The organism is Citrobacter sp. Cf088, assembly GCF_030334295.1.
Taxonomy (GTDB): domain Bacteria; phylum Pseudomonadota; class Gammaproteobacteria; order Enterobacterales; family Enterobacteriaceae; genus Citrobacter; species Citrobacter freundii.
Map to the genome: position 1 here is coordinate 290,096 of NZ_JAOWEE010000040.1, position 25,122 is coordinate 315,217.

Sequence of the window (25,122 nt, forward strand, 5' to 3'; positions counted from 1 at the left end):
CTCCCTTACGGGAGTTTTTTTACTTACTTTTTTAATTTTTCCCGCAAATAACCAATATAGCTTATTATCGAGGCGAAATACTTCCCTTGTAATCTTTCATGCCTTGATTTCTTTTTATATTGTTTTGGCGTTCTGGCGGGTAACAATGGAACATCCGCCCAAGGCGAAGCCTTCCAGGCGTCAACAAAAAACTGTGCTGAAGGATAATTTGCCCATGAATTCCAGGGTTTAGTCACGCCAACATAGTGAATTAGAATAGTATCAGGTGTAATATATTCTTTATATTTCGCAAGATCTCTGCTTTTTAATTCTTGCTTAATTCCATAGATAGCATTGAACCTTCGCTCCAGAAAAATTACTTTCTTAAAGAAAAGAATATTCAAGACATCCTGATCCGGGAATGAAAGTTTATTATTTTTGTCTAATAAGATATCAAAAGCTGCATTGATAAAATTCTGCTCTTTCCACTTTTTTAGGTTTGCAAATATGACACCTGAATTGAAATAATCTTTATTTATCTCAATATCTCTGGCAGGGCTATCATCCACATCGGTAATTACAGCTGCAACATGTTCTCCAAGATCAATCTGCGTGAGTTCAAAAAGTGAACCTTTACACATTACATCCGCATCAATGTATAAAAGTGAATCAATTTTCTCACCAAGATATTCAAAGGCAATAAACCTGAAGTACATTGCGTGTGACCAAGCGTGACCACTTGGCAAAACTTTTAACTCATTAGCATCCATAACATAAATTGAGATGTTTGTGGAAAATTGCTCTGCTAATTTAGCAATTCGCTGCTGGTAATCAGCATCAATGTAGTCAGTAAAAAGATGAAAATGGATATTTAAATCTTTATTATTCAATAGTACCGATGTCATCGAAATTGCAGCACCAAACATAAAATTCCTGTCAACACCCCAGGCGATGTTAAGTTGTATTTTCTGTTCGGTCGGCGCTTGATTAAACTCAAGTATCTTTTTTATAGACTGATGACAATCAAAGTTCATTCGCTACACCTATTTAATCGATTATCAATAAGTTACTGTTTCTATATTCAATATGCTTTTGAATTGTGTAACTTATTTTTTATATACATTACATGACTAAGTACCGAGCGAATATATTTACGCTGCACTCTTTCATGCCGTGATTTACGTTTATACAGTTTTGCTGTGTTTGCATTTAACAAGGATTTTTCTGCCCATGCGGATTTTTTATAGGCATCAATGAAGAATTTAGCTACCGGATATTTAGCCCATGTATGCCATGGCTTAGTAACACCGACATAATGAATTAAAACAGTATTATCTGTAATATAATCCTGATAAATTTTATCATTTTTGTTTTTTAGTTCCTGATCCACACCATAAATGCAGTTAAAATCTCTTCTCAGGAAAATAACATTCCCTACAAATAATATATTTAATACATCCTGATCAAAATAAAGGAGTTCTTTTTGGCGTTTATCTAAAATAGAAAATGCTTTGGTCAGCAACTGCTGTTCATGCCAAACTTGAAGATTCGCAAATACCACACCGGAATTAAAGTAACCGTTACTCAATTCGGGAATACCGAGTCTGTTACCGGATTTAATACGCACTTCATCAATATCATTAATAACAGCGGCATATTCTCCACAGAAATTAATCTCGGTAAGCTCGCGAAGAGAGCCTTTGCAAATAACATCTGCATCAAGATATAGTACGGAGCTTAACTCTGTGCTTAAATATTCAAATGCGAAATAACGATAGTACATTGCATAAGTCCATGCTTTTGTACTCGGCAATTCACGAAACGCCGCGTTATCGAACATAAGAACCGTCACAGTCGTACTATACATTTGGGTCAGGCGTTTTACACTCTCCAGATAATCGTCATCTATATAGTCTGTTACTATATAAAAGTGAATATCAATATCAGGGTTATTCACTAATACTGAGGTCATTGAAATACCAGAGCCAAATAAAAAATTACGGTCGACACCATACGCAACACTTAATTTTTTACTCTTCTCATGCGTAGAGCTGTCTATGACGTGTTTTTGGATAACTAGCTTTTGGAAATCAATGTTCATAGTAAAATGGCCTCAAACTTTATCTGTGATTTATAGCGCTTTTCTAATTGTTCTTTGTCTTATTTTTTGCGCTTTTGTGACAGCCTGTTCAAACAACCTGACTTCCTGACGAAAGATTTCACGTAGTGGCTTCGAAAAATAGACACGTAAAAAACGGTAGATATCTCTGGACGTCAACCCGATCTCAAGTGAAGAGAAATAGAGTCCAATCAGATCCTTATCCCGCCAGCGGCGTGGCACATGCTGGCGTATTTGTGCACGATGCAAATCAATTACGGAAAGTTTGATATTCGCAACGTCTTCCGGCATCGGCTGCTGGAGCAGGAAATGGCATATATAGCAATCCCGGTGATTTACCCCGCCCCGATGCATTTTACCCACCATTTCTGCCACCCGGGTAATAATTGTCCGTTTTAATACATAATCAGGGGGCTCAACTTTCCACCTTGCACAAAAATCTTCAAGGCTGATAGCAGGAGAGAGATCTTCAGTGATGATAAATGAGGTGCGCTCTAACGGATTCAGTCCTTTCTGCCCAAATGCCACGCCGGTCATGGTGTCAACACTCAGTTCCTGTAAGCGATGAATTGCCAGCCACTCCCGGTCTGCGCCCAGTACAGGCATACGTAAAGATATAAGATTCTTCACCACTTCTTTAAGCGTGGTTCCATGATGATATTTAAGAAAATAACCCTTACCCATCATCTCAAAACGTAGGGTACGTCGTGTTTCCAGGGCGCGAAAAACCTCACCGTCCAGCTTAGCGACTTCAGTAAACGGGTCTTTTCCTTGCCACTGCGTGGCAAATGGTTCTTTTAATTCAATCATTCTTAGGACCTAAAATGATATCTGCAGCTTTATCTGCCAGGCTGTAGAGATCTTTTGTATCAGCAAAATGCCGTGCGTTCCCGGCCCAACGACTTCTCTGCTCATTATTTTGCAGCGCATCGAAAAGTGCTGTATTCAGATTTTCCTGCTCAAAAGGTTCAGGGATCACTACCCCGCACTGGGCGGCATCAATATAACCTGCATATCCGCAAACTTCGGTAGTTAATACTGGCAGTCCGGCAACTACAGCTTCTAGCAAGACAATACCGGCGGCTTCCTGTACAGCTGGGTGAAGTAATAAATCAGCAGCAGACATCAACTCTGCGACGTCATCTCGCCCCGAGAAGAACTGCACTTGTTCTTCAACCCCCAATTGACGAGCCTGAGCGCGATAGCGATCGGCCTTATCCTGACCAACAACCATCAATCGTGTGCGGTGGCGAATGACATCAGGCAAAGAAGCCAACGCCTGTAATGTTCTTGGCACGCCTTTGCGTTTGAAATCGGAACCTACCTGTAAGAGCAAGAACTGATCGAGACCAATACCATGTTTTTCTCTAACAATCAGCCGGCTGTTTTCAGGTTGCTGGCTGTACTTTCTGTCAGGGTAGATTCCTGGAGGCAGAATACGAAAGCGCTGGCTCTCAGTTTGGTAATGATGCTTGAAGTCACCAATTTGTTTATCGGTTAACATCAAAAGCGTAGTGCCGACACCCTGCTGAAATACGGCTTTTTCAAATGCAGAGTAGTGTCGGTACCTGCGCGTCAATTTGTAGAAAAAGCCTTTCTCGCGGGCAACCTTTTCCGCATAACAAACGTCCGCAGCGTAATACACATCCAGGCCAGGCATTTTATTAAAACCAACGACACGATCGACGGGATGTTGAGTTAAATAATTCTGAACCCACTGATAATATTGCTCGTTTTTCCCATGATTCGTTCTGGATGTAACGGGGACGAGTATAATCTCCAGCCCTTCCGGACGCTCGCCCTGCCATGACTGGGTAAATACCTGAACATGATGGCCACGAGAAGCAACCGTCAGCGCTACCCGCAAGAAATCACGCTGTAACCCACCATAGGGAAAATACTTGTACAAACAAAAAGCAATATTCATGCATTAATATCCGCATCGCGTCGCCAGGCATATCAGGTTTGAAGCATCAGAATCGTGTAATCCTTGCCTAAAGCATCCAAAGATGACTTTCTGTGCTTTCGAAACGTTTCTGCCCGCTAGCTACCTGAAATTGCGCAGTAGTATATCATTTATTACCAAGCATTCCGAAATGAATATTTTTTAAACAAAAAAACAAAATAAATCATTAAAAACATACAGATAAATAAGACGCCAGTTCATCAGGAAACGCACACCGCACAAGAGGTTAAGACATATAAATGCGGCCATGTGAATTTTTGAAATAGCCATCAGCGAAATCAGTTCCCCACCAATTCCATCGTTTTGATACAACCTGGATAAAAATGATGGTAAAGCCATAGTTAAATACATAGAATCCCCAGCACATTCATAAGTCAGCTACCATTATGCTCGAATTGCTTTACACCGCCCTTTTCTACCTTATTCAGCCTTTGATCTGGATACGGCTTTGGGTGCGCGGACGTAAGGCTCCGGCCTACCGTAAACGCTGGGGCGAACGCTACGGCTTTTATCGCCGCCCGCTAAAACCCGGCGGGATCATGCTTCATTCGGTTTCTGTGGGCGAAACACTGGCTGCAATCCCATTAGTTCGCGCTCTGCGTCACCGTTATCCCGACTTGCCGATCACGGTCACCACTATGACGCCAACCGGTTCCGAGCGCGTACAATCTGCTTTTGGCACTGACGTTCAGCATATTTATCTGCCTTACGATTTACCGGATGCCCTGAACCGTTTTCTGAATAAAGTTGACCCCAAACTGGTGTTAATTATGGAAACCGAGCTGTGGCCAAATCTGATCGCGGCACTCCATAAGCGTCACATTCCTCTGGTTATTGCCAACGCACGTCTTTCTGCTCGTTCAGCAGCCGGCTATGCGAAATTAGGTAAATTTGTTGGCAGACTACTGCGTCGAATTACGTTAATTGCCGCACAAAACGAAGAAGATGGCGCACGTTTTATTACACTTGGTGCCAGAAGCAATCAGGTCACCGTTACTGGCAGCCTGAAGTTTGATATATCCGTCACGCCACAACTGGCCGCAAAAGCGGTGACATTACGTCGTCAATGGGCGCCTCACCGTCCGGTATGGATTGCAACCAGCACCCACGACGGCGAAGAAAGCATCATCATTGCCGCCCATCAGGCGTTATTAAATCAGTTCCCGAATCTTCTACTAATTCTGGTTCCCAGACATCCTGAACGGTTCCCGGATGCAATTAACCTCGTACGCCAGGCTGGGCTAAGTTATACCACTCGTTCTTCGGGTGAAGTTCCGTCCTCAGGCACTCAGGTTGTGATCGGCGATACCATGGGTGAGCTGATGTTGCTGTATGGCATTGCCGACCTTGCTTTTGTCGGCGGTTCACTGGTTGAACGTGGTGGGCACAATCCACTGGAAGCCGCGGCACATGCTATTCCAGTGCTGATGGGACCACATACGTTTAATTTTAAAGATATTTGCGCCCGCCTCGAACAGGCAAGCGGATTGATCACCGTCACCGACGCACCTACGCTGGTAAAAGAAGTATCTTCTTTACTGACCGATGCAGATTATCGTAATTTTTATGGCCGTCACGCAGTTGAAGTTCTGTATCAAAATCAGGGCGCGTTACAGCGTCTGCTGCAGCTGCTGGAACCTTATCTGCCACCCAAAACGCATTGAGGCAAGCCATGCAAAAACGGGCGATTTATCCGGGAACCTTTGATCCCATAACTAACGGCCATCTTGATATCGTGACGCGTGCGACCAGCATGTTCGATCACGTGATCCTGGCGATTGCTGCAAGTCCCAGTAAAAAACCGATGTTTACCCTTGAAGAGCGCGTCGAGCTGGCGCAACAGGCAACGGCGCATCTCGGCAATGTGGAAGTTCTGGGATTCAGCGACTTAATGGCAAATTTTGCCCGTGATAATCAGGCTAACATTCTGATCCGAGGCCTACGCGCGGTAGCAGATTTTGAGTATGAAATGCAGCTGGCGCACATGAACCGCCACCTAATGCCGCAACTGGAAAGCGTCTTTCTGATGCCGTCTAAAGAGTGGTCATTTATCTCATCGTCACTGGTGAAAGAAGTCGCCCGCCATCAGGGTGATGTGACGCACTTTCTGCCGGAAAACGTCCATCAGGCGTTAATGAGTAAGTTGAAGTAATGTGCCTGGCCGGATGCTGCATCCGGCCAGCAATGACACTATTTCTGACAGCGACGGCAATAGAACGTTGTACGCTGGGCGTGTTTTGTCGCAACAATCGGTGCGCCACATGCGCGGCAAGGTTCACCTTCTCTCCCATAGACCTGCAGCTCCTGGGCAAAATAGCCAGGCTTACCGTCACTTTGCAGAAAATCCTTCAACGTCGTCCCACCCTGCTCGATAGAACGCAGCAAAACCGCCTTGATAACGCGTACCAGCAGTTCGCACTCATCCTGCGACAGCGATGACGCCAGACGGTCAGGATGGATACCAGCCGCAAACAGCGACTCGCTGGCATAGATGTTTCCCACCCCCACCACCAGCTTGTTATCCATCAGCCAGGGTTTAATCGCCGTTTTCTTCTTTGCACATTTCTGCTGTAGATAACCGGCGTTGAAATCGTCACTCAGCGGCTCAGGGCCAAGATGGGCGAGGACATTATGTCCATCCAGCTCTTTAGTCCACAGCCAGGCACCAAAGCGACGGGGATCGGTATAACGCAGAACTTTGCCATTGCTCATCACTAAGTCAACGTGGTCGTGCTTATCTGCCGGAAGCTCTTCAGGAAGGATACGCAAACTACCCGACATCCCCAGATGAATGATTACCCAGCCGTCCGGCAGCTCCAGAAGCAGGTATTTTGCGCGCCGCTGTACGCTCAGGACAGGTTTATCGCTCAGGCGATAGATTTCCTCTGATACCGGCCAACGCAAACGACCGTTACGCACAGTCGCGTGCATAATCGTTGCCCCTACCAGATGCGGCTCAATCCCACGGCGACTGGTTTCGACTTCAGGTAATTCAGGCATAGTATCTCCGGCGGTGTATCAGGTCTCATTTATATGGGGACGGCCAGAAAACAAAAAACCCCGCCGAGGCGAGGTTTTTTGCTACATCGAAACTAAAATTATTTGATTTTAGCTTCTTTGTACAGTACGTGCTGGCGTACAACTGGATCGAATTTTTTCAGTTCCAGTTTTTCCGGCTTAGTACGTTTGTTCTTCGTAGTGGTATAGAAATGACCAGTACCAGCAGAAGAAACCAGCTTGATTTTCTCACGAATACCTTTAGCCATGATTTATTTCCTCTTAGTACTTAGTACTTTTCGCCACGGGCACGCAGTTCAGACAGAACTGTTTCGATGCCTTTCTTATCAATTACACGCATACCTTTAGCAGATACACGCAGGGTGACAAAACGCTTCTCGCTCTCAACCCAGAAACGGTGAGAGTGCAGGTTCGGCAGGAAACGGCGTTTAGTCGCGTTCAGTGCGTGGGAACGGTTGTTACCGGTCACCGGACGCTTGCCAGTAACTTGGCAGACTCGGGACATGTCTATTCTCCAAAAATCAAATTAGCTCGAGCTTCGTATGGGGTATCGGCGCCTCGTCAGGCTTTACAGCCCGGTCATCGCATAGTTCTAAGTGAACTCTCGATTGCCAGGCCCAAATGCCAAACCCGAGATTCTCAAAGGTGGCGTAGTATACGCTGACCCGGCGTTATGCTCAAGTCCCGAACAGACAAAGATCCCGATGGATCGCGTAAAGTGCGTTAAATCCAACCGCGTTCCGCAAAAGAAACGTACTCTCCGCGCCCAATGACCAGATGATCAAGCACCCGGATATCCATGAACTGACAGCATTTCACAACACGCTCGGTGATGAGTTTATCTGCTTTACTCGGCTCTGCACACCCCGAAGGGTGATTATGCGCAAGGATCACGGCGGAAGCATTCATTTTTATCGCTTCGCGGACAATTTCTCGCGGATGTACCTCGACGTGGCTTAGTGTCCCGGAAAAAAGTTTGCTGTGTTTAATCACTTGATGTTGAGAATCCATAAAGATCACCAGAAAGATCTCGCGTTCCTCTTGCGAGAGCTGGCTTTGCAGAAATTCACGCGCCATTTCCGGGCTTAGTAGAGCACGCTCCTCTATCACTCGCACGTTGTAGTAGCGTCTTGCCAGCTCCGCAATACCCTTCAACTGTGCATACTTCGCGATACCGATTCCCGAAACATAGCTAAAATCCATGTAATCAGCAGACAACAAACCATACAACGACTCAAAATGCTGAAGCATCTCTTTCGCCAGCGTAAGCACATCTTTACCCTGAATACCGGTACGTAAAAAAAGCGCCAGTAACTCAACATCGGTCAGCGAACTGGCCCCCTGTGCCAACAGCTTTTCCCTGGGCATCATACTTCCTGTATTGTCCATACTTTTCCCTCCTTTCGCGTCCGCATAGTGGCATAACACCGACGGTGAATCGACGCGCTGTTTTCACTTCTTCGTAGTGCCTCGCAAAGTAGAAGGCGGTCAAAAGCACGACAAATTGCGGATTGTGATAAAATATCTGCCTTCTGGTGAAACCCAACAGGAAAGATCATGATGAGCCTGGCCGGTAAAAAAATCGTACTTGGCGTCAGTGGCGGGATTGCTGCGTACAAGACCCCTGAGCTGGTGCGTCGTTTACGGGAACGCGGCGCTGACGTCCGCGTGGCAATGACCGAAGCGGCAAAAGCATTTATTACTCCCCTGAGTTTACAGGCAGTTTCAGGTTATCCCGTTTCCGACAGCCTGCTTGATCCTGCAGCCGAAGCTGCGATGGGCCACATTGAGCTGGGGAAATGGGCCGATTTGGTTATCCTGGCCCCTGCGACGGCAGACCTGATTGCCCGCGTTGCCGCCGGTATGGCCAACGATCTGGTGTCTACGATTTGTCTGGCAACACCCGCGCCTGTTGCCGTGCTGCCGGCCATGAACCAGCAGATGTACCGTGCAGCCGCGACCCAGCACAATCTGGGTATTCTTGCCTCACGCGGTTTGCTCATTTGGGGCCCAGACAGCGGTAGCCAGGCATGTGGCGATGTCGGTCCTGGACGTATGCTGGATCCGTTAACGATTGTGGATATGGCGGCAGAACATTTTTCGCCTGTCAACGATCTGCAACATCTCAACATCATGATTACGGCGGGTCCGACGCGTGAACCGCTTGATCCCGTGCGTTATATTTCCAACCATAGCTCCGGGAAGATGGGATTTGCTATCGCGGCCGCTGCAGCAAAGCGCGGGGCAAACGTCACACTGGTATCGGGTCCGGTTTCGTTATCCACACCACCATTTGTTCAGCGGGTTGATGTGATGACCGCGTTGGAAATGGAAGCCGCTGTGCAGTCTGCAGTGCAACAACAGCATATTTTTATCGGCTGCGCTGCAGTCGCTGATTATCGCGCTGAAACTGTCGCCCACGAAAAAATAAAAAAACAAGCGACGCAGGGTGATGAATTAACTGTAAAAATGGTCAAAAACCCGGACATTATCGCCGGTGTTGCCGCACTGGATGCTAACCGTCCTTTTGTCGTTGGGTTTGCCGCCGAAACAAATAATGTGGAAGAATATGCCCGGCAAAAACGCATCCGCAAAAACCTTGATGTGATCTGTGCGAACGACGTTTCGCTGTCAACTCAAGGGTTTAACAGCGATAGCAACGCATTACACCTTTTTTGGCAGGATGGAGACAAAGTCTTACCGCTTGAGCGTAAAGAACTCCTGGGCCAATTATTACTCGACGAGATCGTGACCCGTTATGATGAAAAAAATCGACGTTAAGATTCTGGACCCGCGCGTAGGGCAACAATTTCCGCTCCCGACGTACGCCACTTCTGGTTCTGCCGGACTTGACCTGCGTGCTTGTCTTGATGACGCCGTAGAACTGGCACCGGGCGCAACAACGCTGGTGCCAACCGGGTTAGCTATCCACATTGCCGATCCTTCTCTGGCAGCGGTGATGCTCCCGCGCTCCGGATTGGGCCATAAGCACGGTATCGTGCTGGGCAATCTGGTTGGTTTGATTGATTCCGACTACCAGGGCCAACTGATGGTGTCCATCTGGAACCGTGGTCAGGACAGCTTCACTATTGAGCCGGGCGAACGTATCGCGCAGATGGTATTTGTACCGGTCGTGCAGGCTGAATTTAATCTGGTGGAAGAGTTTGAAGCCACCGATCGTGGCGAAGGTGGCTTCGGCCATTCCGGGCGCAAGTAACCCGCAGAAAAGTATCCCATAGCGTAATAACGCAATAACACACCGCAAACAACAGTTTGCGGTCGCTGTGTGGATGCCTGCCTGGCAAGAGCTTATTTTCAGGGGTATTTTGTAACATGGTAGAAAAGCAAACTGCGAAAAGGAATCGTCGCGAAGAAATACTTCAGTCTCTGGCACTGATGCTTGAGTCCAGCGATGGTAGCCAACGCATCACCACAGCAAAGCTGGCAGCCTCAGTTGGCGTATCCGAAGCGGCATTGTATCGCCATTTCCCCAGCAAGACCCGTATGTTCGATAGCCTGATTGAGTTTATCGAAGATAGTCTGATTACGCGTATCAATCTGATTTTGAAAGATGAAAAGGACACCAGCGCGCGTCTGCGTCTGATCGTTCTGCTGATTTTAGGGTTTGGTGAGCGTAATCCGGGCCTGACGCGAATTCTGACCGGACACGCGTTGATGTTCGAGCAAGACCGTCTGCAAGGTCGCATTAACCAACTTTTTGAGCGCATTGAAGCGCAGTTGCGCCAGGTTCTGCGAGAAAAAAGAATGCGTGAAGGTGAAGGCTACACCGTGGATGAAACGCTTCTGGCCAGCCAGTTACTGGCTTTCTGCGAAGGTATGCTATCCCGATTTGTACGTAGCGAATTTAAATACCGCCCAACGGATGATTTTGACACCCGCTGGCCGTTGGTTGCCGCTCAATTGCAGTAGCGATTTCGTCTTGTCCGGCCTACGTATACCGTAGGCCCGGTAAGTGCGTAGGCCGGATCAGCGCAGCGCTATCCGGCTGTCCTTATACACCGTATGCTTCGCGATAGGCTCGTACTGCCACCAGGTGCTCCGCCATCTCCGGTTTCTCTTCCAGATACGCAATCAGGTCTTTCAGGGTGATAATAGAGATCACTTTGCAACCGTAATCACGTTCCACTTCCTGAATAGCGGAAATCTCGCCGCGACCGCGTTCCTGACGATCGAGAGAAATCAGTACCCCCGCCAGAGTGGCGCCATTCGCCTGGATAATTTCCATCGACTCACGAATCGCCGTACCTGCGGTGATAACATCATCCACCAGCATCACGCGCCCCTCAAGTGCACTACCGACCAGATTGCCACCTTCACCGTGGATCTTCGCCTCTTTACGGTTAAAGCAGTACGGCAAATCTTTATCGTGGTGTTCAGCCAGCGCAACGGCCGTTGTAGTCGCAATCGGGATACCTTTGTACGCTGGGCCAAACAGCAAATCGAACTCAATACCGGAATCCACCAGCGCTTCGGCGTAAAAACGGCCTAACAGAGCCAGGTCGCGCCCGGTATTAAACAGTCCGGCGTTGAAGAAATAGGGGCTTTTACGCCCGGATTTCAGCGTAAACTCGCCAAACTTTAGTACCTGCTTGCTAAGCGCAAACTCAATAAACTGGCGCTGATACGGTTTCATGGATTCGCTCCTCATCTCACTTTATTACAGACAAAAAAAAGGCGACTCATCAGTCGCCTTTAAAATCAATTTTCTAACGCCGCCTTCTGCGTCGCTACAATGGATTCGATTCCCCCTCGGGCCAACGCCAGTAGGGTGAGAAGTTCTTCATGGCTGAATGGCTCACCTTCCGCCGTGCCCTGAACCTCTATAATGCGACCGTCTTCAGTCATCACTACGTTCATATCGGTTTCTGCAGCAGAGTCTTCAACGTACTCAAGGTCACAGAGTGCTTCACCGTTCACAATGCCCACGGAAACCGCGGCGACCATCCCTTTCATCGGGTTAGTTTTCAGTTTACCGCTCGCGACCAGCTTGTTCAGCGCATCCGCCAACGCAACGCATGCGCCGGTAATTGATGCAGTGCGCGTACCGCCATCGGCCTGGATAACATCGCAGTCCAGCGTAATGGTGAACTCACCGAGCGTCTTCAGGTCAACGGCAGCGCGCAGCGCACGAGCGATCAGACGCTGGATTTCCATGGTACGACCGCCCTGCTTACCTTTCGCCGCTTCACGGGCGTTACGGGTGTGTGTGGCGCGTGGCAGCATGCCATATTCTGCGGTGATCCAACCCTGGCCCTGACCTTTCAGAAAACGCGGTACGCCTTCATCAATAGAAGCGGTACATAGCACTTTGGTATCACCAAATTCGACCAGCACGGAGCCTTCAGCGTGTTTTGTATAATTACGGGTCAGGGTGACGGGACGCACCTGATTGGCACTACGACCTGCTGGACGCATGATAAAATCTCCGGCTTGAAACGAATGTGGCTGCGCATTATACGGACTTCCGACTGTTATTCCTATCCTGACAAGACGTGGATGGCTATAATCCTCCCATCTCATCTTTAAAAACAGGAACGTCTATGATCCGCAGCATGACCGCTTACGCCCGGCGTGAAATCAAGGGTGAATGGGGTAGCGCTACCTGGGAAATGCGCTCGGTAAACCAGCGTTATCTGGAAACTTATTTTCGCCTGCCGGAGCAGTTCCGTAGTCTCGAACCCGTAGTTCGCGAACGTATTCGCACGCGTCTGACGCGCGGTAAAGTCGAATGTACGCTGCGTTTTGAGCCTGATGCCAGTGCACAAGGCGAGCTGATTCTGAATGAAAAACTCGCTAAACAGCTCGTTAGCGCTGCTAACTGGGTCAAAATGCAGAGTGATGAAGGTGAAATTAACCCGGTTGATATCCTGCGTTGGCCAGGCGTAATGGCAGCCCAGGAGCAAGATCTGGACGCCATTGCCGCCGAAATCCTCGCCGCGCTTGACGGTACGCTGGATGACTTTATCGTTGCGCGTGAAACCGAAGGTCAGGCACTGAAGGCGTTGATCGAGCAGCGTCTGGAAGGCGTCAGCGCTGAAGTCACAAAAGTGCGCGCACATATGCCGGAAATCCTGCAATGGCAGCGCGAGCGTCTGGTAGCCAAACTGGAAGATGCTCAGGTGCAGCTGGAAAATAACCGCCTTGAGCAAGAACTGGTGCTGATGGCACAGCGTATCGACGTGGCTGAAGAACTGGATCGCCTGGAAGCTCACGTCAAAGAAACCTACAACATTCTGAAGAAAAAAGAGGCGGTTGGCCGTCGTCTGGACTTCATGATGCAGGAATTCAACCGTGAGTCGAATACTCTGGCATCGAAGTCTATCAATGCCGAAGTGACTAACTCCGCAATTGAACTGAAGGTATTGATCGAGCAAATGCGCGAGCAAATTCAGAATATCGAGTAAGTCACCATCTCACGTAGCCCGTCAATAAACGGCGGCGCTACGTGCTTTTCCCGACGCTATCAGTTCTCATCTATGCGACAAGAATTATATTTTCTCATCATTTATTGTCACCACTCATATCACAAAGCGCATGCCATAACGTGTTTACAACAATTTCGCATTAGCTGTAGTAATTAAAATCACTTCACCTTAGAAAATCTCAATCGTGACAGTGCGCACAAATCGTTAACCTTAGCCCCCAGCAAATCAGGGGGAATACATGCTGTTACACGTTTTATACTTAATTGGTATTACTGCCGAAGCCATGACCGGTGCGCTTGCGGCTGGGCGTCGTCGTATGGATACGTTTGGCGTCATTATCATTGCCACCGCGACAGCAATTGGCGGTGGTTCAGTACGCGATATTCTTCTCGGCCATTATCCGCTCGGCTGGGTAAAGCACCCTGAATACGTTATTATCGTAGCCACTGCCGCGGTACTGACCACTATTATTGCTCCCGTGATGCCCTATCTGCGCAAAATATTCCTCGTACTGGATGCGCTGGGCCTGGTGGTCTTTTCTATTATCGGGGCTCAGGTGGCACTGGATATGGGCCATGGACCGATTATCGCCGTGGTCGCTGCGGTCACTACCGGGGTTTTCGGCGGCGTATTACGCGATATGTTCTGCAAACGCATCCCGCTGGTGTTCCAGAAAGAACTGTATGCCGGCGTATCATTTGCCGCTGCCGTGCTGTACATCGTGCTGCAGCATTATGTCTCCAGTCATGATGTAGTAGTTATCTCTACCCTGCTCTTCGGCTTTACCGCCCGACTACTGGCGCTGCGCCTGAAGTTAGGTCTGCCTGTATTTTACTATCGCCATGAAGGCCATTAAGGCATAAAGCCCGCGATCCGCTGAGCAGCTAACCAGTTGCTCAGCGCTGTGACCTCTCGATCCTCCAGCCACTGAATAACCTGCCGTGCCCGCTGCTCCCCCATGAAAGGAAGCTGCCGCCAGCTTTGTTCATCGCGTTCTTGCAATTGCTGCCACGAACCATCCCGGCTGGCATTCAGCGTTGCCTGTGTTAACGGTATTCCCATGGCAATCACCCAGCGCGTGAACGGAAGATCGCGTGACAGGTTGAATTGATGCCATAACTTCTCCCCTTTGCTTATACCAAATGTCGACTGTAGTTGTTCCTGAGTTAGCCCGAGCCAGGAAAAGATATGCTCAAAGCGATACACCTGGTGGAGCTCCCGCCATCCCGCCTCGCCGATGCCCTCCAGCCCCAGCACCTCATTGGCCCCCAGCCAGACCAGTCTGGCAACAAACTGTTCCTGGCACTCCGCTGTGGCATAAAAACAGGTTAATGAATTGAAGCGCCCCTCAGGTGGCACTGGCTTACTACGCTGGGTACTGCGCCAGACCACCTCATCTATACGGGGGATCCCTTGTCCGGCCAGGCTCACCAGAATCTGATCGCCAGGCGCGATATCCCATTCATTCCAGCGTCGAACGGAGCCAATATTGACGCGCTGTACACGTTTATCATCCAGCATGACGGGAGCCAGCAATGCTACCACCGCAATTTTCCCGCTTTTACCAACGGAGAACTGAATACCGGTTACCTCAGATACCCTGGCCACGGGAGGATATTTCCACGCAGCCAGCCAGTCTCCCTGTCCGGGTAGCCAGTATCGCGCCTGCGGCTCTTTTCCTGTTCGCACGACCACGCCATCAGTGACAAAAGGTAATGCTGAAGTCCACCACTTTGCTCGCACTTGCTCTACGTCATCCGCACTCTTCACGGCCTTGGTAAAATGTTGCGTGAAACTGAACCCGGCAGCAGTGAGCTGCTCCAGTCTTTCAGACATGACCGCAGGACCATCGGGCCAGGCCCAGATAAAAATAGCCAGCGAGCCTAATAATTCCGGATTGCTCTGGCGCATCATCAATCCAGCAACCTTCGAGCGGGCGTTCATTCCCCCTCTCTGCTTCTGAATATGCCCCTCTTGCTGCAAAAAAATCTCACCCTGCAACGTACTGTTAGCGAGATTCCCCTTGGTGGAATGTGGTACGGAAGGGATCTGAAGAACCTTTTGCGTCCAGTCTTCGCCTTTCAGGCCATTACCACGGCTAATCGCCCGTACCAGATCGCCATTGCGATAGACTAACGTCACTGCCACACCATCCACCTTCGGTTGCACCCAGAGATCGCTGCGAGCGTGCATCCATTGCTGTAGCTCTTGCTTATCGGCAAGTTTTCGAACTCCCGTGTGGGGAACGGGGTGCGATACTGTACCACCCATTGGTGGCGCAGACAGATCTGGTGGAACTTCATCACCAAAACAGCGCTGCCATTGAATTAGTTGCGCATTGAGCTGGTCATAAACGCCGTCATCTACGGCACTTTCACCCTGTTTCCAGTAACTGTCATTCCACTGTGTTATCTGCTGCTGTAGTCGTGAAATTTCCTCGTTTGCCCTGGCAGGCGACCAGACGGGGCATACCGCCCATGCGGGTAGATACCCCATTAGCAAAACCAGCCCTATGCCTTTCCATAATCCCATGTTACCTCCGCTGAGCACTGCATTTCCTGGCAGGTATAGCGCGAAATAATAGGGAAACAGAGCGGCAAAAAAGCATCCTGCGAGCACCGTTCCTGACATTTGCACGTATTGCTGCAAATCATCGATAAAACAGGAAACTGATACGCAAAACGCAATAAACATGCGCAAAAAGTGTGACAAGGGCTACGTCACATAGCGGCTACGTGTATAATAAGCCCGTATGTAGGCTCTCTTTCGACAATCACATACATTAAGATACTCATGGCTCAAGGCACGCTTTATATTGTTTCTGCCCCCAGTGGCGCGGGTAAATCCAGCCTGATTCAGGCTTTATTAAAGACCCAACCGTTGTATGACACCCAGGTTTCTGTTTCGCACACCACGCGCGCACCGCGCCCGGGGGAAGTGCACGGTGAACACTATTTCTTTGTGAACCATGATGAATTCAGAACCATGATTGGCAGAGACGCGTTCCTGGAACACGCGGAGGTTTTCGGTAATTACTACGGCACCTCACGTGAAACCATTGAGCAAGTATTAGCATCCGGTGTAGACGTCTTTTTAGATATCGACTGGCAAGGTGCGCAGCAAATTCGTGAAAAAATGCCGCATGCGCGCAGTATTTTTATTTTGCCGCCATCTAAGATTGAGTTGGATCGCCGTCTGCGTGGCCGCGGTCAGGATAGCGAAGACGTGATCGCAAAACGTATGGCGCAAGCTGTTGCAGAAATGAGCCATTACGCCGAATATGATTATCTTATTGTGAACGATGATTTCGATACCGCCCTGGGCGATTTGAAAACCATCATTCGCGCCGAACGTCTGCGCATGAGCCGCCAAAAGCAGCGTCATGACGCTTTAATCAGCAAACTGTTGGCAGACTGAACCCACATTCAGTATCATGCCCAGTCATTTCTTCACCTGTGGAGCATTTTAAGTATGGCACGCGTAACTGTTCAGGACGCTGTAGAGAAAATTGGTAACCGTTTTGACCTGGTACTGGTCGCCGCGCGTCGCGCTCGTCAGATGCAGGTAGGCGGAAAGGATCCGCTCGTACCGGAAGAAAACGATAAAACTACCGTTATCGCGCTGCGCGAAATCGAAGAAGGTCTGATCAACAACCAGATCCTCGACGTGCGTGAGCGCCAGGAACAGCAAGAGCAGGAAGCCGCTGAATTACAAGCCGTTACCGCTATTGCTGAAGGTCGTCGTTAATCACAAAGCGGGTCGCCCTTGTATCTGTTTGAAAGCCTGAATCAACTGATTCAAAACTACCTGCCGGAAGACCAGATTAAGCGTCTTCGGCAGGCGTATCTCGTTGCACGTGACGCTCACGAGGGCCAGACACGTTCAAGCGGTGAACCCTATATCACGCACCCGGTAGCGGTAGCCTGCATTCTGGCCGAGATGAAACTCGACTACGAAACGCTGATGGCTGCGCTGCTGCATGACGTGATTGAAGATACCCCAGCCACCTATCAGGACATGGAACAGCTTTTTGGTAAAAGCGTTGCAGAGCTGGTAGAAGGGGTATCGAAGCTTGATAAGCTTAAGTTTCGCGATAAGAAAGAGGCGCAAGCCGAAAACTTTCGCAAGATGATTATGGCGATGGTGCAGGATATCCGCGTCATTCTCATCAAACTTGCCGACCGTACCCACAATATGCGCACGCTGGGCTCATTACGCCCGGACAAGCGTCGCCGCATCGCCCGTGAAACCCTCGAAATCTATAGTCCGCTGGCACACCGTTTAGGTATTCATCACATTAAAACCGAGCTGGAAGAGCTGGGTTTTGAAGCGCTGTACCCAAACCGCTATCGCGTGATTAAAGAAGTGGTTAAAGCCGCTCGCGGCAACCGCAAAGAGATGATCCAAAAAATCCTCTCGGAAATCGAAGGGCGTTTGCAGGAGGCAGGTATTCCGTGTCGCGTAAGCGGGCGTGAGAAGCACCTGTACTCTATTTACTGCAAAATGGTGCTCAAAGAGCAGCGTTTTCACTCCATCATGGATATCTACGCATTTCGCGTCATCGTTCATGATTCCGATACCTGCTATCGCGTACTCGGCCAGATGCACAGCCTGTACAAACCACGTCCTGGCCGCGTGAAAGACTATATTGCCATCCCAAAAGCGAACGGATATCAGTCTTTGCACACCTCAATGATCGGCCCTCATGGCGTCCCGGTTGAAGTACAGATTCGTACTGAAGACATGGACCAGATGGCAGAGATGGGTGTCGCAGCGCACTGGGCTTACAAAGAGCACGGCGGCGAAAGCAGCACCACTGCGCAAATCCGCGCTCAGCGCTGGATGCAAAGCCTGCTGGAACTGCAGCAGAGCGCCGGTAGCTCGTTTGAATTTATTGAAAGCGTTAAATCTGATCTCTTCCCGGATGAGATTTATGTTTTCACACCGGAAGGGCGCATTGTCGAACTGCCCGCCGGTGCAACGCCTGTCGACTTCGCCTACGCCGTGCATACCGATATCGGTCACGCTTGCGTCGGCGCGCGCGTCGACAGACAGCCTTACCCGCTTTCACAACCGCTCTTTAGCGGTCAGACAGTTGAGATTATTACCGCCCCGGGTGCGCGCCCGAATGCCGCGTGGCTCAACTTCGTCGTCAGTTCGAAAGCGCGCGCCAAGATTCGCCAACTGCTGAAAAACCTCAAGCGCGATGATTCCGTCAGTCTGGGCCGTCGACTGCTCAACCATGCCCTGGGCGGTAGCCGTAAACTGGCTGAGATCCCGCCAGAGAGCATCCAGCGTGAGCTTGAGCGCATGAAGCTCGCCACTCTTGACGATCTGCTCGCAGAAATCGGTCTGGGTAATGCCATGAGCGTGGTGGTAGCGAAAAACCTCCAGCAGGGCGAAGCAACAGCGAACGTACCGGCACAATCTGGCCATGGTCATCTGCCGATCAAAGGTGCAGACGGCGTGCTGATCACCTTCGCGAAATGCTGCCGTCCAATTCCAGGCGATCCCATCATTGCCCACGTCAGTCCGGGTAAAGGTCTGGTGATTCACCATGAGTCCTGCCGTAATATTCGTGGCTACCAGAAAGAGCCAGAGAAATTTATGGCGGTGGAATGGGATAAAGAAACAGAGCAGGAATTCATCACTGAGATTAAGGTGGATATGTTTAACCACCAGGGTGCTTTGGCGAACCTGACGGCGGCAATCAACACGACCACCTCCAATATTCAAAGCCTGAATACGGAAGAGAAAGATGGTCGCGTCTATAGCGCCTTTATTCGCTTGACCGCTCGCGATCGCGTGCACCTGGCGAATATCATGCGCAAAATTCGCGTCATGCCGGACGTAATAAAAGTCACCCGTAACCGAAACTAGTCTTATGAATGAACAGCGCTATGCACGTATCCGCGAGATGCTCGCACGTCGTCAGCCCGATCTGACCGTCTGCATGGAAGAGGTCCACAAACCTCATAACGTTTCCGCTATCATTCGTACTGCAGATGCGGTCGGCGTGCATGAAGTCCACGCCGTCTGGCCGGGTAGTCGTATGCGCACCATGGCCTCTTCTGCCGCAGGCAGCAACAGTTGGGTGCAGGTGAAAACTCACCTTACTATTGGCGATGCGGTCTCACATTTAAAAAACCGCGGCATGCAGGTTCTGGCAACTCATCTGTCAGATAAAGCCGTGGATTTTCGCAATATTGATTACACGCGCCCCACCTGCATCCTGATGGGCCAGGAGAAAACCGGCATCACTCAGGAAGCGTTGGATCTGGCTGATCAGGACATCATCATTCCCATGACTGGCATGGTGCAGTCGCTGAACGTTTCGGTCGCCTCCGCGCTGATTCTGTACGAAGCACAACGCCAGCGGCAAAACGCTGGGATGTACCGACGAGAAAACAGCATGCTGCCACAAGACGAGCAGCAGCGCTTACTGTTTGAAGGCGGTTATCCGGTGCTGGCGAATGTCGCTAAGCGCAAAGGTCTTCCCTACCCTCACGTAAACACGCAGGGCGAAATTGAAGCCGATGCAACGTGGTGGGCCACTATGCAATCTGCGAGATAAACGCGATGAAAGGCCGTTTACTGGATGCCATCCCACTCAACTCTCTGACCGGCGTTGGCGCAGCGCAAAGCAGTAAACTGGCGAAAATTGGCCTGCACACCGTACAGGACCTCCTGCTACACCTCCCCCTGCGTTACGAAGACCGTACCCATCTGTACCCAATTGGCGAACTACTGCCGGGCGTCTATGCCACCGTTGAAGGCGAAGTGCTGAACTGCAATATCACCTTCGGCGGTCGCCGGATGATGACCTGTCAGATCAGCGATGGCTCCGGCATTCTCACCATGCGATTTTTCAACTTCAGCGCAGCAATGAAAAACAGCCTAGCCACCGGTCGCCGGGTGCTGGCCTACGGTGAAGCCAAACGCGGGAAATACGGCGCAGAGATGATCCACCCGGAATACCGTGTGCAGGGCGATCTCAGCACGCCGGAATTACAGGAAACGCTGACCCCTGTTTATCCGACTACCGAAGGCGTGAAGCAGGCCACGCTGCGCAAGCTGACCGATCAGGCACTGGATCTGCTCGATACTTGCGCCATTGCCGAACTGCTACCGCCAGAGCTGTTACAGGGCATGATGAGCCTGCCCGAAGCACTGCGCACGTTGCACCGCCCTCCACCGTCGCTGCAACTCAGCGATCTGGAAACAGGACAACATCCGGCGCAGCGACGTCTGATTCTCGAAGAACTGCTGGCGCATAATCTCAGCATGCTGGCATTACGCGCCGGGGCGCAGCGTTTTCATGCCCAGCCGCTGAGCGCAAACAATGCGCTGAAAGATAAGCTGTTGGCGGCGCTACCATTTAAACCGACTGGCGCACAGGCTCGCGTTACCGCGGAGATCGAACGTGATATGGCACTGGATGTCCCAATGATGCGCCTGGTACAGGGTGATGTCGGCTCCGGTAAAACGCTGGTTGCGGCGTTAGCCGCCCTGCGCGCTATCGCACATGGGAAGCAGGTTGCGCTGATGGCCCCCACCGAATTATTGGCTGAACAACATGCGAATAACTTCCGCAGCTGGTTCGCACCGCTGGGCGTTGAAGTGGGCTGGCTGGCGGGCAAGCAGAAAGGCAAAGCGCGTCTGGCGCAACAGGAAGCCATCGCCAGCGGTCAGGTGCAGATGATTGTCGGTACCCATGCAATTTTCCAGGAACAGGTTCAGTTCAACGGTCTGGCACTGGTTATCATCGACGAACAGCACCGCTTCGGGGTGCATCAGCGTCTGGCGCTGTGGGAAAAAGGTCAGCAGCAGGGTTTCCACCCGCACCAGCTCATCATGACTGCCACGCCAATCCCGCGCACGCTGGCGATGACCGCCTATGCTGATCTCGACACCTCAGTAATTGATGAACTCCCACCGGGACGTACCCCGGTCACCACGGTCGCCATTCCGGATACCCGCCGCAGCGATATTATTGATCGCGTGCGCAACGCATGTACCCACGAAGCGCGCCAGGCATACTGGGTCTGTACGCTGATTGAAGAGTCTGATCTGTTAGAAGCTCAGGCAGCAGAAGCAACGTGGGAAGAGCTTAAGATTGCGCTGCCAGAACTCAATATTGGCCTGGTACACGGCCGTATGAAGCCCGCCGAGAAGCAGTCAGTAATGGCGGCCTTTAAGCAGGGTGAACTGCATCTGTTGGTTGCCACCACGGTGATTGAAGTGGGCGTGGACGTGCCAAACGCCAGCCTGATGATTATTGAAAACCCGGAGCGCCTGGGCCTGGCCCAGCTGCATCAGCTGCGTGGCCGCGTAGGTCGTGGCGCGGTGGCCTCCCACTGCGTCCTGCTGTACAAATCACCGCTGTCTAAAACCGCGCAGAAACGCTTGCAGGTTCTGCGAGACAGCAACGACGGGTTCGTGATTGCGCAAAAAGATTTAGAGATTCGCGGCCCCGGCGAGCTGTTAGGTACTCGCCAGACCGGAACGGCAGAGTTCAAGGTCGCAGATTTACTGCGTGATCAGGCGATTATCCCGGAAGTTCAGCGCATTGCTCGCCATATTCACGAACGCTATCCGCAACAGGCCGTGGCGCTAATAGAGCGCTGGATGCCGGAAACCGAACGCTACTCCAACGCATAGTCGATTCATAGCGGCGGCGGATGTTACCCCGCCGCACAGCCGTTATTGCGCAAAAATCGGTAACAGCAGATACAGCTTAATCACCAGCGCGTTGACGATATCGATAAAGAATGCCCCCACCATCGGCACCACCAGAAACGCCATATGGGATGGCCCAAAGCGCTCGGTAATCGCCTGCATGTTGGCAATCGCCGTCGGCGTCGCGCCGAGGCCAAAACCGCAGTGTCCGGCAGCCAGCACAGCGGCATCGTAGTTCTTACCCATCATGCGCCAGGTAACGAATATCGCATACAGCGCCATGAAAATGGTCTGCACAACCAGGATTGCCAGCATCGGCAAGGCCAGAGAAGCCAGTTCCCATAGCTTCAGGCTCATCAGCGCCATCGCCAGGAACAGTGACAGACTAACGTTACCCAGCACAGAAACCGCACGTTCGAACACCCGGTAAAAGCCCAGTAGCGCCAGACCATTGCTGAGGATCACCCCAACAAACAGCACGCAAACGAAGGTCGGCAGTTCCAGTACCGTTCCAACCAGCATTTGCGCAACGATTTTACCCACCGTCAGACAGATAGCGATCAGCGCGATGGTTTCAATCAGCACCAGTGAGGTGATCATGCGCCCAACGTCCGGCTTTTCAAATGCGGTCGGCACAGCCTGATCGTCCGGCATACCGTCTGGCGTGGTGGAGTGTTTGACCAGATAGCGTGCCACCGGGCCGCCAATCAGCCCACCCAATACCAGACCAAACGTTGCGCAAGCCATCGCCACTTCAGTCGCATTGGTGAAGCCATAACGTTCAATAAACAGCTTGCTCCATGCGGCCCCGGTTCCGTGTCCACCAGAGAGGGTGATCGAGCCAGCGATCAGACCCATCAGCGGGTCCAGACCCAGCAGGGTCGCCATACCAATACCGATGGCGTTTTGCATCAGCAACAGGCCAACAACCACAATCAGAAAAATACCCACCACGCGGCCGCCAGCACGCAAACTTGCGATATTGGCGTTCAGGCCGATGGTGGCGAAGAATGCCAGCATCAGCGGATCGCGCAGGGTCATATCGAAGTTAACTTCCCAGCCCATGCTTTTTTTCAGCACCAGCAGCGCAATCGCCACCAGCAGGCCGCCCGCTACGGGTTCGGGAATGGTGTATTTTTTCAGGAAGGAAACAGACTGGACGAGCTTACGTCCCAGCAGCAACACAAGGGTTGCCGCAACCAGCGTTGATAACGTATCGAGATAAAACATTTACAGCTCCATTAGTGCGTTTAGCACAATCACGCACGATGCATTCCAGACCGATTTTTAGCTCTTATTGAGTTTTCGGGGTGGATTTTAAGCAGAAAATGATGAAAAGTTATATAAAAATGTTTGTTTATCCGTTTTAAATATTAAGAATACCTGCTAGCAAACGTTTGCTTTTCTGCCCTGGTCAGATAAAATCACCGCTTTTCCACCATGGGATTGCCTCTGATGTCCGTTAACGCCGTAGAGTCAACAAATGCGCAACCGGTTGCGCAGACTCACAACAGTGAACTGATTTACCGTCTTGAAGATCGCCCCCCGTTAGCCCAGACCTTGTTTGCCGCCTGTCAGCATCTGCTGGCCATGTTCGTCGCGGTAATTACTCCCGCTCTGTTAATTTGCCAGGCGCTTGGTTTACCGGCTCAGGATACTCAACACATTATCAGTATGTCGCTGTTCGCCTCCGGCGTAGCTTCTATCATTCAGATCAAAGCCTGGGGGCCGGTAGGCTCAGGGCTGCTATCCATTCAGGGCACCAGCTTTAACTTTGTTGCGCCACTGATTATGGGCGGTACGGCGCTAAAAACCGGTGGCGCAGATGTCCCAACCATGATGGCGGCGCTGTTCGGTACGTTGATGCTGGCAAGCTGCACCGAGATGGTTATCTCACGCGTACTACATTTGGCGCGGCGGATCATTACCCCATTGGTCTCAGGCGTGGTGGTGATGATTATCGGCCTGTCGCTGATTCAGGTGGGTCTGACATCAATTGGTGGTGGCTATGCCGCAATGAGCGACAACACCTTTGGTGCACCGAAGAATTTACTGTTGGCAGGCGTGGTACTGGCGCTAATCATCCTGCTTAACCGTCAACGCAACCCTTACCTGCGTGTTGCGTCATTGGTGATTGCGATGGCGGCAGGCTATCTGCTGGCCTGGTTTATGGACATGCTGCCGCAAAATACCGCACCGGTAAGTCAGGACCTGCTAATGGTGCCAACGCCGCTGTATTATGGCCTGGGTATCGACTGGAGTTTACTGCTGCCGCTGATGCTGGTCTTTATGATCACCTCACTGGAAACCATCGGCGATATTACGGCCACCTCTGATGTCTCCGAGCAGCCGGTTTCTGGTCCGCTGTATATGAAACGCCTGAAAGGCGGCGTGCTGGCGAACGGCCTGAACTCGTTTGTTTCCGCTGTGTTCAACACCTTCCCGAACTCCTGTTTTGGGCAGAACAACGGGGTTATTCAGTTAACGGGCGTTGCCAGCCGCTACGTCGGTTTTGTGGTGGCGTTGATGTTGATCGCGCTGGGCCTGTTCCCGGCGGTTAGCGGTTTTGTACAGCATATTCCTGAGCCAGTACTGGGCGGGGCAACGCTGGTAATGTTCGGTACTATCGCCGCATCCGGCGTGCGTATTGTGTCCCGCGAGCCACTGAACCGCCGCGCGATTCTGATTATCGCGCTGTCGCTGGCCGTCGGCCTGGGCGTCTCCCAGCAGCCGTTGATCCTGCAGTTCGCCCCGGACTGGGTGAAAAACCTGCTCTCTTCCGGCATTGCCGCAGGCGGTATTACCGCTATCGTTCTGAACCTGGTGTTCCCACCAGAAAAGCAATAAGCAAACTACGGCGTTGATTCTGAATCAACGCCGCTGTAACGCTCTTTCACCATTCCCGCCTTGAGCAT

Annotated in this window: 25 protein-coding genes; 13 read left to right on the forward strand and 12 right to left on the reverse strand. The window is 50.8% G+C overall.

Annotation, left to right across the window (positions count from 1 at the left end; translation table 11 throughout):
• Nucleotides 1-23: 23 nt before the first annotated feature.
• Genes OGV71_RS06665 through OGV71_RS06680 form a run of 4 tightly spaced genes read right to left on the reverse strand, consistent with a single transcriptional unit; the run spans nt 24 to nt 4,025 of the window.
• A complete protein-coding gene (locus OGV71_RS06665; RefSeq protein ID WP_086504679.1) occupies nt 24-1,013 on the reverse strand; it encodes a glycosyltransferase family 8 protein in 990 nt (329 codons plus the stop codon).
• A 47-nt stretch (nt 1,014-1,060) separates the two neighbouring features.
• A complete protein-coding gene (locus tag OGV71_RS06670) occupies nt 1,061-2,080 on the reverse strand; it encodes a glycosyltransferase family 8 protein (protein ID WP_071696648.1) in 1,020 nt (339 codons plus the stop codon).
• 30 nt (nt 2,081-2,110) lie between these two features.
• Entirely contained in the window at nt 2,111-2,908 is a 798-nt protein-coding gene (gene rfaP / locus OGV71_RS06675) for a lipopolysaccharide core heptose(I) kinase RfaP (protein ID WP_086529750.1), read from the reverse strand.
• Nucleotides 2,901-4,025, reverse strand: a complete 1,125-nt coding sequence (locus OGV71_RS06680; RefSeq protein ID WP_204583173.1) for a glycosyltransferase family 4 protein — start codon at nt 4,023-4,025, stop codon at nt 2,901-2,903. Before OGV71_RS06680 ends, rfaP begins: the two co-directional genes overlap by 8 nt.
• Before the next feature lie 425 nt (nt 4,026-4,450).
• On the opposite strand from OGV71_RS06680, the gene waaA reads away from it, so the two are divergent.
• Together waaA and coaD are read left to right on the forward strand one after the other, a co-directional pair.
• The gene (gene waaA / locus OGV71_RS06685; RefSeq protein WP_003837609.1) at nt 4,451-5,728 is read left to right on the forward strand and encodes a lipid IV(A) 3-deoxy-D-manno-octulosonic acid transferase; all 1,278 of its coding nucleotides are present in this window, start codon (nt 4,451-4,453) and stop codon (nt 5,726-5,728) included.
• Between the two features lie 8 nt (nt 5,729-5,736).
• Complete coding sequence (gene coaD / locus OGV71_RS06690; protein WP_003024099.1) at nt 5,737-6,216, forward strand: pantetheine-phosphate adenylyltransferase; 480 nt, start codon at nt 5,737-5,739, stop codon at nt 6,214-6,216.
• A gap of 38 nt (nt 6,217-6,254) precedes the next feature.
• On the opposite strand, the gene mutM is transcribed toward coaD, so the two are convergent.
• From mutM to radC, 4 genes are all read right to left on the reverse strand, one after another.
• A complete protein-coding gene (mutM, locus tag OGV71_RS06695; protein ID WP_003024097.1) occupies nt 6,255-7,064 on the reverse strand; it encodes a bifunctional DNA-formamidopyrimidine glycosylase/DNA-(apurinic or apyrimidinic site) lyase in 810 nt (269 codons plus the stop codon).
• 98 nt (nt 7,065-7,162) lie between these two features.
• Nucleotides 7,163-7,330, reverse strand: a complete 168-nt coding sequence (rpmG, locus tag OGV71_RS06700) for a 50S ribosomal protein L33 (protein WP_003024094.1) — start codon at nt 7,328-7,330, stop codon at nt 7,163-7,165.
• Between the two features lie 20 nt (nt 7,331-7,350).
• Nucleotides 7,351-7,587, reverse strand: coding sequence for a 50S ribosomal protein L28 (gene rpmB / locus OGV71_RS06705; RefSeq protein WP_003024071.1), 237 nt, complete (start codon nt 7,585-7,587; stop codon nt 7,351-7,353).
• Between the two features lie 218 nt (nt 7,588-7,805).
• Nucleotides 7,806-8,471 (reverse strand): RadC family protein, encoded by a 666-nt coding sequence (gene radC / locus OGV71_RS06710; RefSeq protein ID WP_086504682.1) that lies wholly within the window; start codon nt 8,469-8,471, stop codon nt 7,806-7,808.
• Nucleotides 8,472-8,642: 171 nt separating this feature from the next.
• Between radC and coaBC the strand changes: the two genes are divergently transcribed.
• The 3 genes from coaBC (at nt 8,643) to slmA (ending at nt 11,012) form a co-directional block, all read left to right on the forward strand.
• Nucleotides 8,643-9,863, forward strand: a complete 1,221-nt coding sequence (gene coaBC, locus OGV71_RS06715; protein ID WP_113772692.1) for a bifunctional phosphopantothenoylcysteine decarboxylase/phosphopantothenate--cysteine ligase CoaBC — start codon at nt 8,643-8,645, stop codon at nt 9,861-9,863.
• Nucleotides 9,841-10,299 carry a dUTP diphosphatase gene (dut, locus tag OGV71_RS06720; protein WP_006687626.1) on the forward strand — a complete coding sequence of 153 codons (459 nt, stop codon included), beginning with the start codon at nt 9,841-9,843 and terminating at the stop codon, nt 10,297-10,299. Before coaBC ends, dut begins: the two co-directional genes overlap by 23 nt.
• A gap of 116 nt (nt 10,300-10,415) precedes the next feature.
• Nucleotides 10,416-11,012, forward strand: a complete 597-nt coding sequence (gene slmA / locus OGV71_RS06725; protein ID WP_003024060.1) for a nucleoid occlusion factor SlmA — start codon at nt 10,416-10,418, stop codon at nt 11,010-11,012.
• A gap of 82 nt (nt 11,013-11,094) precedes the next feature.
• Here slmA and pyrE read toward each other — a convergent pair whose 3' ends face one another.
• A complete protein-coding gene (pyrE, locus tag OGV71_RS06730) occupies nt 11,095-11,736 on the reverse strand; it encodes an orotate phosphoribosyltransferase (RefSeq protein WP_204583172.1) in 642 nt (213 codons plus the stop codon).
• Nucleotides 11,737-11,801: 65 nt separating this feature from the next.
• Nucleotides 11,802-12,518 carry a ribonuclease PH gene (gene rph / locus OGV71_RS06735; protein WP_003024054.1) on the reverse strand — a complete coding sequence of 239 codons (717 nt, stop codon included), beginning with the start codon at nt 12,516-12,518 and terminating at the stop codon, nt 11,802-11,804.
• A 125-nt stretch (nt 12,519-12,643) separates the two neighbouring features.
• Here rph and OGV71_RS06740 point away from each other — a divergent pair, with 125 nt between their 5' ends.
• Together OGV71_RS06740 and OGV71_RS06745 are read left to right on the forward strand one after the other, a co-directional pair.
• Nucleotides 12,644-13,507: a YicC/YloC family endoribonuclease gene (locus OGV71_RS06740; protein WP_003024052.1), complete on the forward strand. Its 864-nt coding sequence runs from the start codon at nt 12,644-12,646 to the stop codon at nt 13,505-13,507.
• Nucleotides 13,508-13,766: 259 nt separating this feature from the next.
• Entirely contained in the window at nt 13,767-14,384 is a 618-nt protein-coding gene (locus OGV71_RS06745; RefSeq protein ID WP_003024049.1) for a trimeric intracellular cation channel family protein, read from the forward strand.
• Here the strand turns inward: OGV71_RS06745 and ligB are convergent.
• Nucleotides 14,381-16,060 carry an NAD-dependent DNA ligase LigB gene (ligB, locus tag OGV71_RS06750; protein ID WP_204583171.1) on the reverse strand — a complete coding sequence of 560 codons (1,680 nt, stop codon included), beginning with the start codon at nt 16,058-16,060 and terminating at the stop codon, nt 14,381-14,383. The genes OGV71_RS06745 and ligB overlap by 4 nt on opposite strands.
• 261 nt (nt 16,061-16,321) lie before the next feature.
• Between ligB and gmk the strand changes: the two genes are divergently transcribed.
• From gmk to recG, 5 genes are read left to right on the forward strand one after another with little or no spacing between them, the layout of a single operon-like run.
• On the forward strand, nt 16,322-16,945 hold the full coding sequence (gene gmk, locus OGV71_RS06755; RefSeq protein ID WP_003024042.1) for a guanylate kinase: 624 nt from the start codon (nt 16,322-16,324) through the stop codon (nt 16,943-16,945).
• A 54-nt stretch (nt 16,946-16,999) separates the two neighbouring features.
• Nucleotides 17,000-17,275 (forward strand): DNA-directed RNA polymerase subunit omega, encoded by a 276-nt coding sequence (gene rpoZ, locus OGV71_RS06760; protein WP_000135058.1) that lies wholly within the window; start codon nt 17,000-17,002, stop codon nt 17,273-17,275.
• 18 nt (nt 17,276-17,293) lie between these two features.
• Nucleotides 17,294-19,408, forward strand: coding sequence for a bifunctional GTP diphosphokinase/guanosine-3',5'-bis pyrophosphate 3'-pyrophosphohydrolase (gene spoT / locus OGV71_RS06765; protein WP_003024038.1), 2,115 nt, complete (start codon nt 17,294-17,296; stop codon nt 19,406-19,408).
• Nucleotides 19,409-19,412: 4 nt separating this feature from the next.
• Entirely contained in the window at nt 19,413-20,102 is a 690-nt protein-coding gene (gene trmH, locus OGV71_RS06770) for a tRNA (guanosine(18)-2'-O)-methyltransferase TrmH (protein WP_106672572.1), read from the forward strand.
• 5 nt (nt 20,103-20,107) lie between these two features.
• On the forward strand, nt 20,108-22,189 hold the full coding sequence (recG, locus tag OGV71_RS06775; protein WP_003837591.1) for an ATP-dependent DNA helicase RecG: 2,082 nt from the start codon (nt 20,108-20,110) through the stop codon (nt 22,187-22,189).
• 42 nt (nt 22,190-22,231) lie between these two features.
• On the opposite strand, the gene gltS is transcribed toward recG, so the two are convergent.
• Nucleotides 22,232-23,437 (reverse strand): sodium/glutamate symporter, encoded by a 1,206-nt coding sequence (gene gltS / locus OGV71_RS06780; RefSeq protein ID WP_003024029.1) that lies wholly within the window; start codon nt 23,435-23,437, stop codon nt 22,232-22,234.
• A gap of 225 nt (nt 23,438-23,662) precedes the next feature.
• On the opposite strand from gltS, the gene xanP reads away from it, so the two are divergent.
• A complete protein-coding gene (gene xanP / locus OGV71_RS06785; protein ID WP_003024026.1) occupies nt 23,663-25,054 on the forward strand; it encodes a xanthine/proton symporter XanP in 1,392 nt (463 codons plus the stop codon).
• Nucleotides 25,055-25,122: the final 68 nt, after the last annotated feature.

Coding starts and splice junctions, on each gene's coding strand:
- OGV71_RS06665 (WP_086504679.1), bottom strand. CDS start 1,013: ATGAACTTTGATTGTCATCAGTCTATAAAAAAGATACTTGAGTTTAAT.
- OGV71_RS06670 (WP_071696648.1), bottom strand. CDS start 2,080: ATGAACATTGATTTCCAAAAGCTAGTTATCCAAAAACACGTCATAGAC.
- rfaP (WP_086529750.1), bottom strand. CDS start 2,908: ATGATTGAATTAAAAGAACCATTTGCCACGCAGTGGCAAGGAAAAGAC.
- OGV71_RS06680 (WP_204583173.1), bottom strand. CDS start 4,025: ATGAATATTGCTTTTTGTTTGTACAAGTATTTTCCCTATGGTGGGTTA.
- waaA (WP_003837609.1), top strand. CDS start 4,451: ATGCTCGAATTGCTTTACACCGCCCTTTTCTACCTTATTCAGCCTTTG.
- coaD (WP_003024099.1), top strand. CDS start 5,737: ATGCAAAAACGGGCGATTTATCCGGGAACCTTTGATCCCATAACTAAC.
- mutM (WP_003024097.1), bottom strand. CDS start 7,064: ATGCCTGAATTACCTGAAGTCGAAACCAGTCGCCGTGGGATTGAGCCG.
- rpmG (WP_003024094.1), bottom strand. CDS start 7,330: ATGGCTAAAGGTATTCGTGAGAAAATCAAGCTGGTTTCTTCTGCTGGT.
- rpmB (WP_003024071.1), bottom strand. CDS start 7,587: ATGTCCCGAGTCTGCCAAGTTACTGGCAAGCGTCCGGTGACCGGTAAC.
- radC (WP_086504682.1), bottom strand. CDS start 8,471: ATGGACAATACAGGAAGTATGATGCCCAGGGAAAAGCTGTTGGCACAG.
- coaBC (WP_113772692.1), top strand. CDS start 8,643: ATGAGCCTGGCCGGTAAAAAAATCGTACTTGGCGTCAGTGGCGGGATT.
- dut (WP_006687626.1), top strand. CDS start 9,841: ATGATGAAAAAAATCGACGTTAAGATTCTGGACCCGCGCGTAGGGCAA.
- slmA (WP_003024060.1), top strand. CDS start 10,416: ATGGTAGAAAAGCAAACTGCGAAAAGGAATCGTCGCGAAGAAATACTT.
- pyrE (WP_204583172.1), bottom strand. CDS start 11,736: ATGAAACCGTATCAGCGCCAGTTTATTGAGTTTGCGCTTAGCAAGCAG.
- rph (WP_003024054.1), bottom strand. CDS start 12,518: ATGCGTCCAGCAGGTCGTAGTGCCAATCAGGTGCGTCCCGTCACCCTG.
- OGV71_RS06740 (WP_003024052.1), top strand. CDS start 12,644: ATGATCCGCAGCATGACCGCTTACGCCCGGCGTGAAATCAAGGGTGAA.
- OGV71_RS06745 (WP_003024049.1), top strand. CDS start 13,767: ATGCTGTTACACGTTTTATACTTAATTGGTATTACTGCCGAAGCCATG.
- ligB (WP_204583171.1), bottom strand. CDS start 16,060: ATGGGATTATGGAAAGGCATAGGGCTGGTTTTGCTAATGGGGTATCTA.
- gmk (WP_003024042.1), top strand. CDS start 16,322: ATGGCTCAAGGCACGCTTTATATTGTTTCTGCCCCCAGTGGCGCGGGT.
- rpoZ (WP_000135058.1), top strand. CDS start 17,000: ATGGCACGCGTAACTGTTCAGGACGCTGTAGAGAAAATTGGTAACCGT.
- trmH (WP_106672572.1), top strand. CDS start 19,413: ATGAATGAACAGCGCTATGCACGTATCCGCGAGATGCTCGCACGTCGT.
- recG (WP_003837591.1), top strand. CDS start 20,108: ATGAAAGGCCGTTTACTGGATGCCATCCCACTCAACTCTCTGACCGGC.
- gltS (WP_003024029.1), bottom strand. CDS start 23,437: ATGTTTTATCTCGATACGTTATCAACGCTGGTTGCGGCAACCCTTGTG.
- xanP (WP_003024026.1), top strand. CDS start 23,663: ATGTCCGTTAACGCCGTAGAGTCAACAAATGCGCAACCGGTTGCGCAG.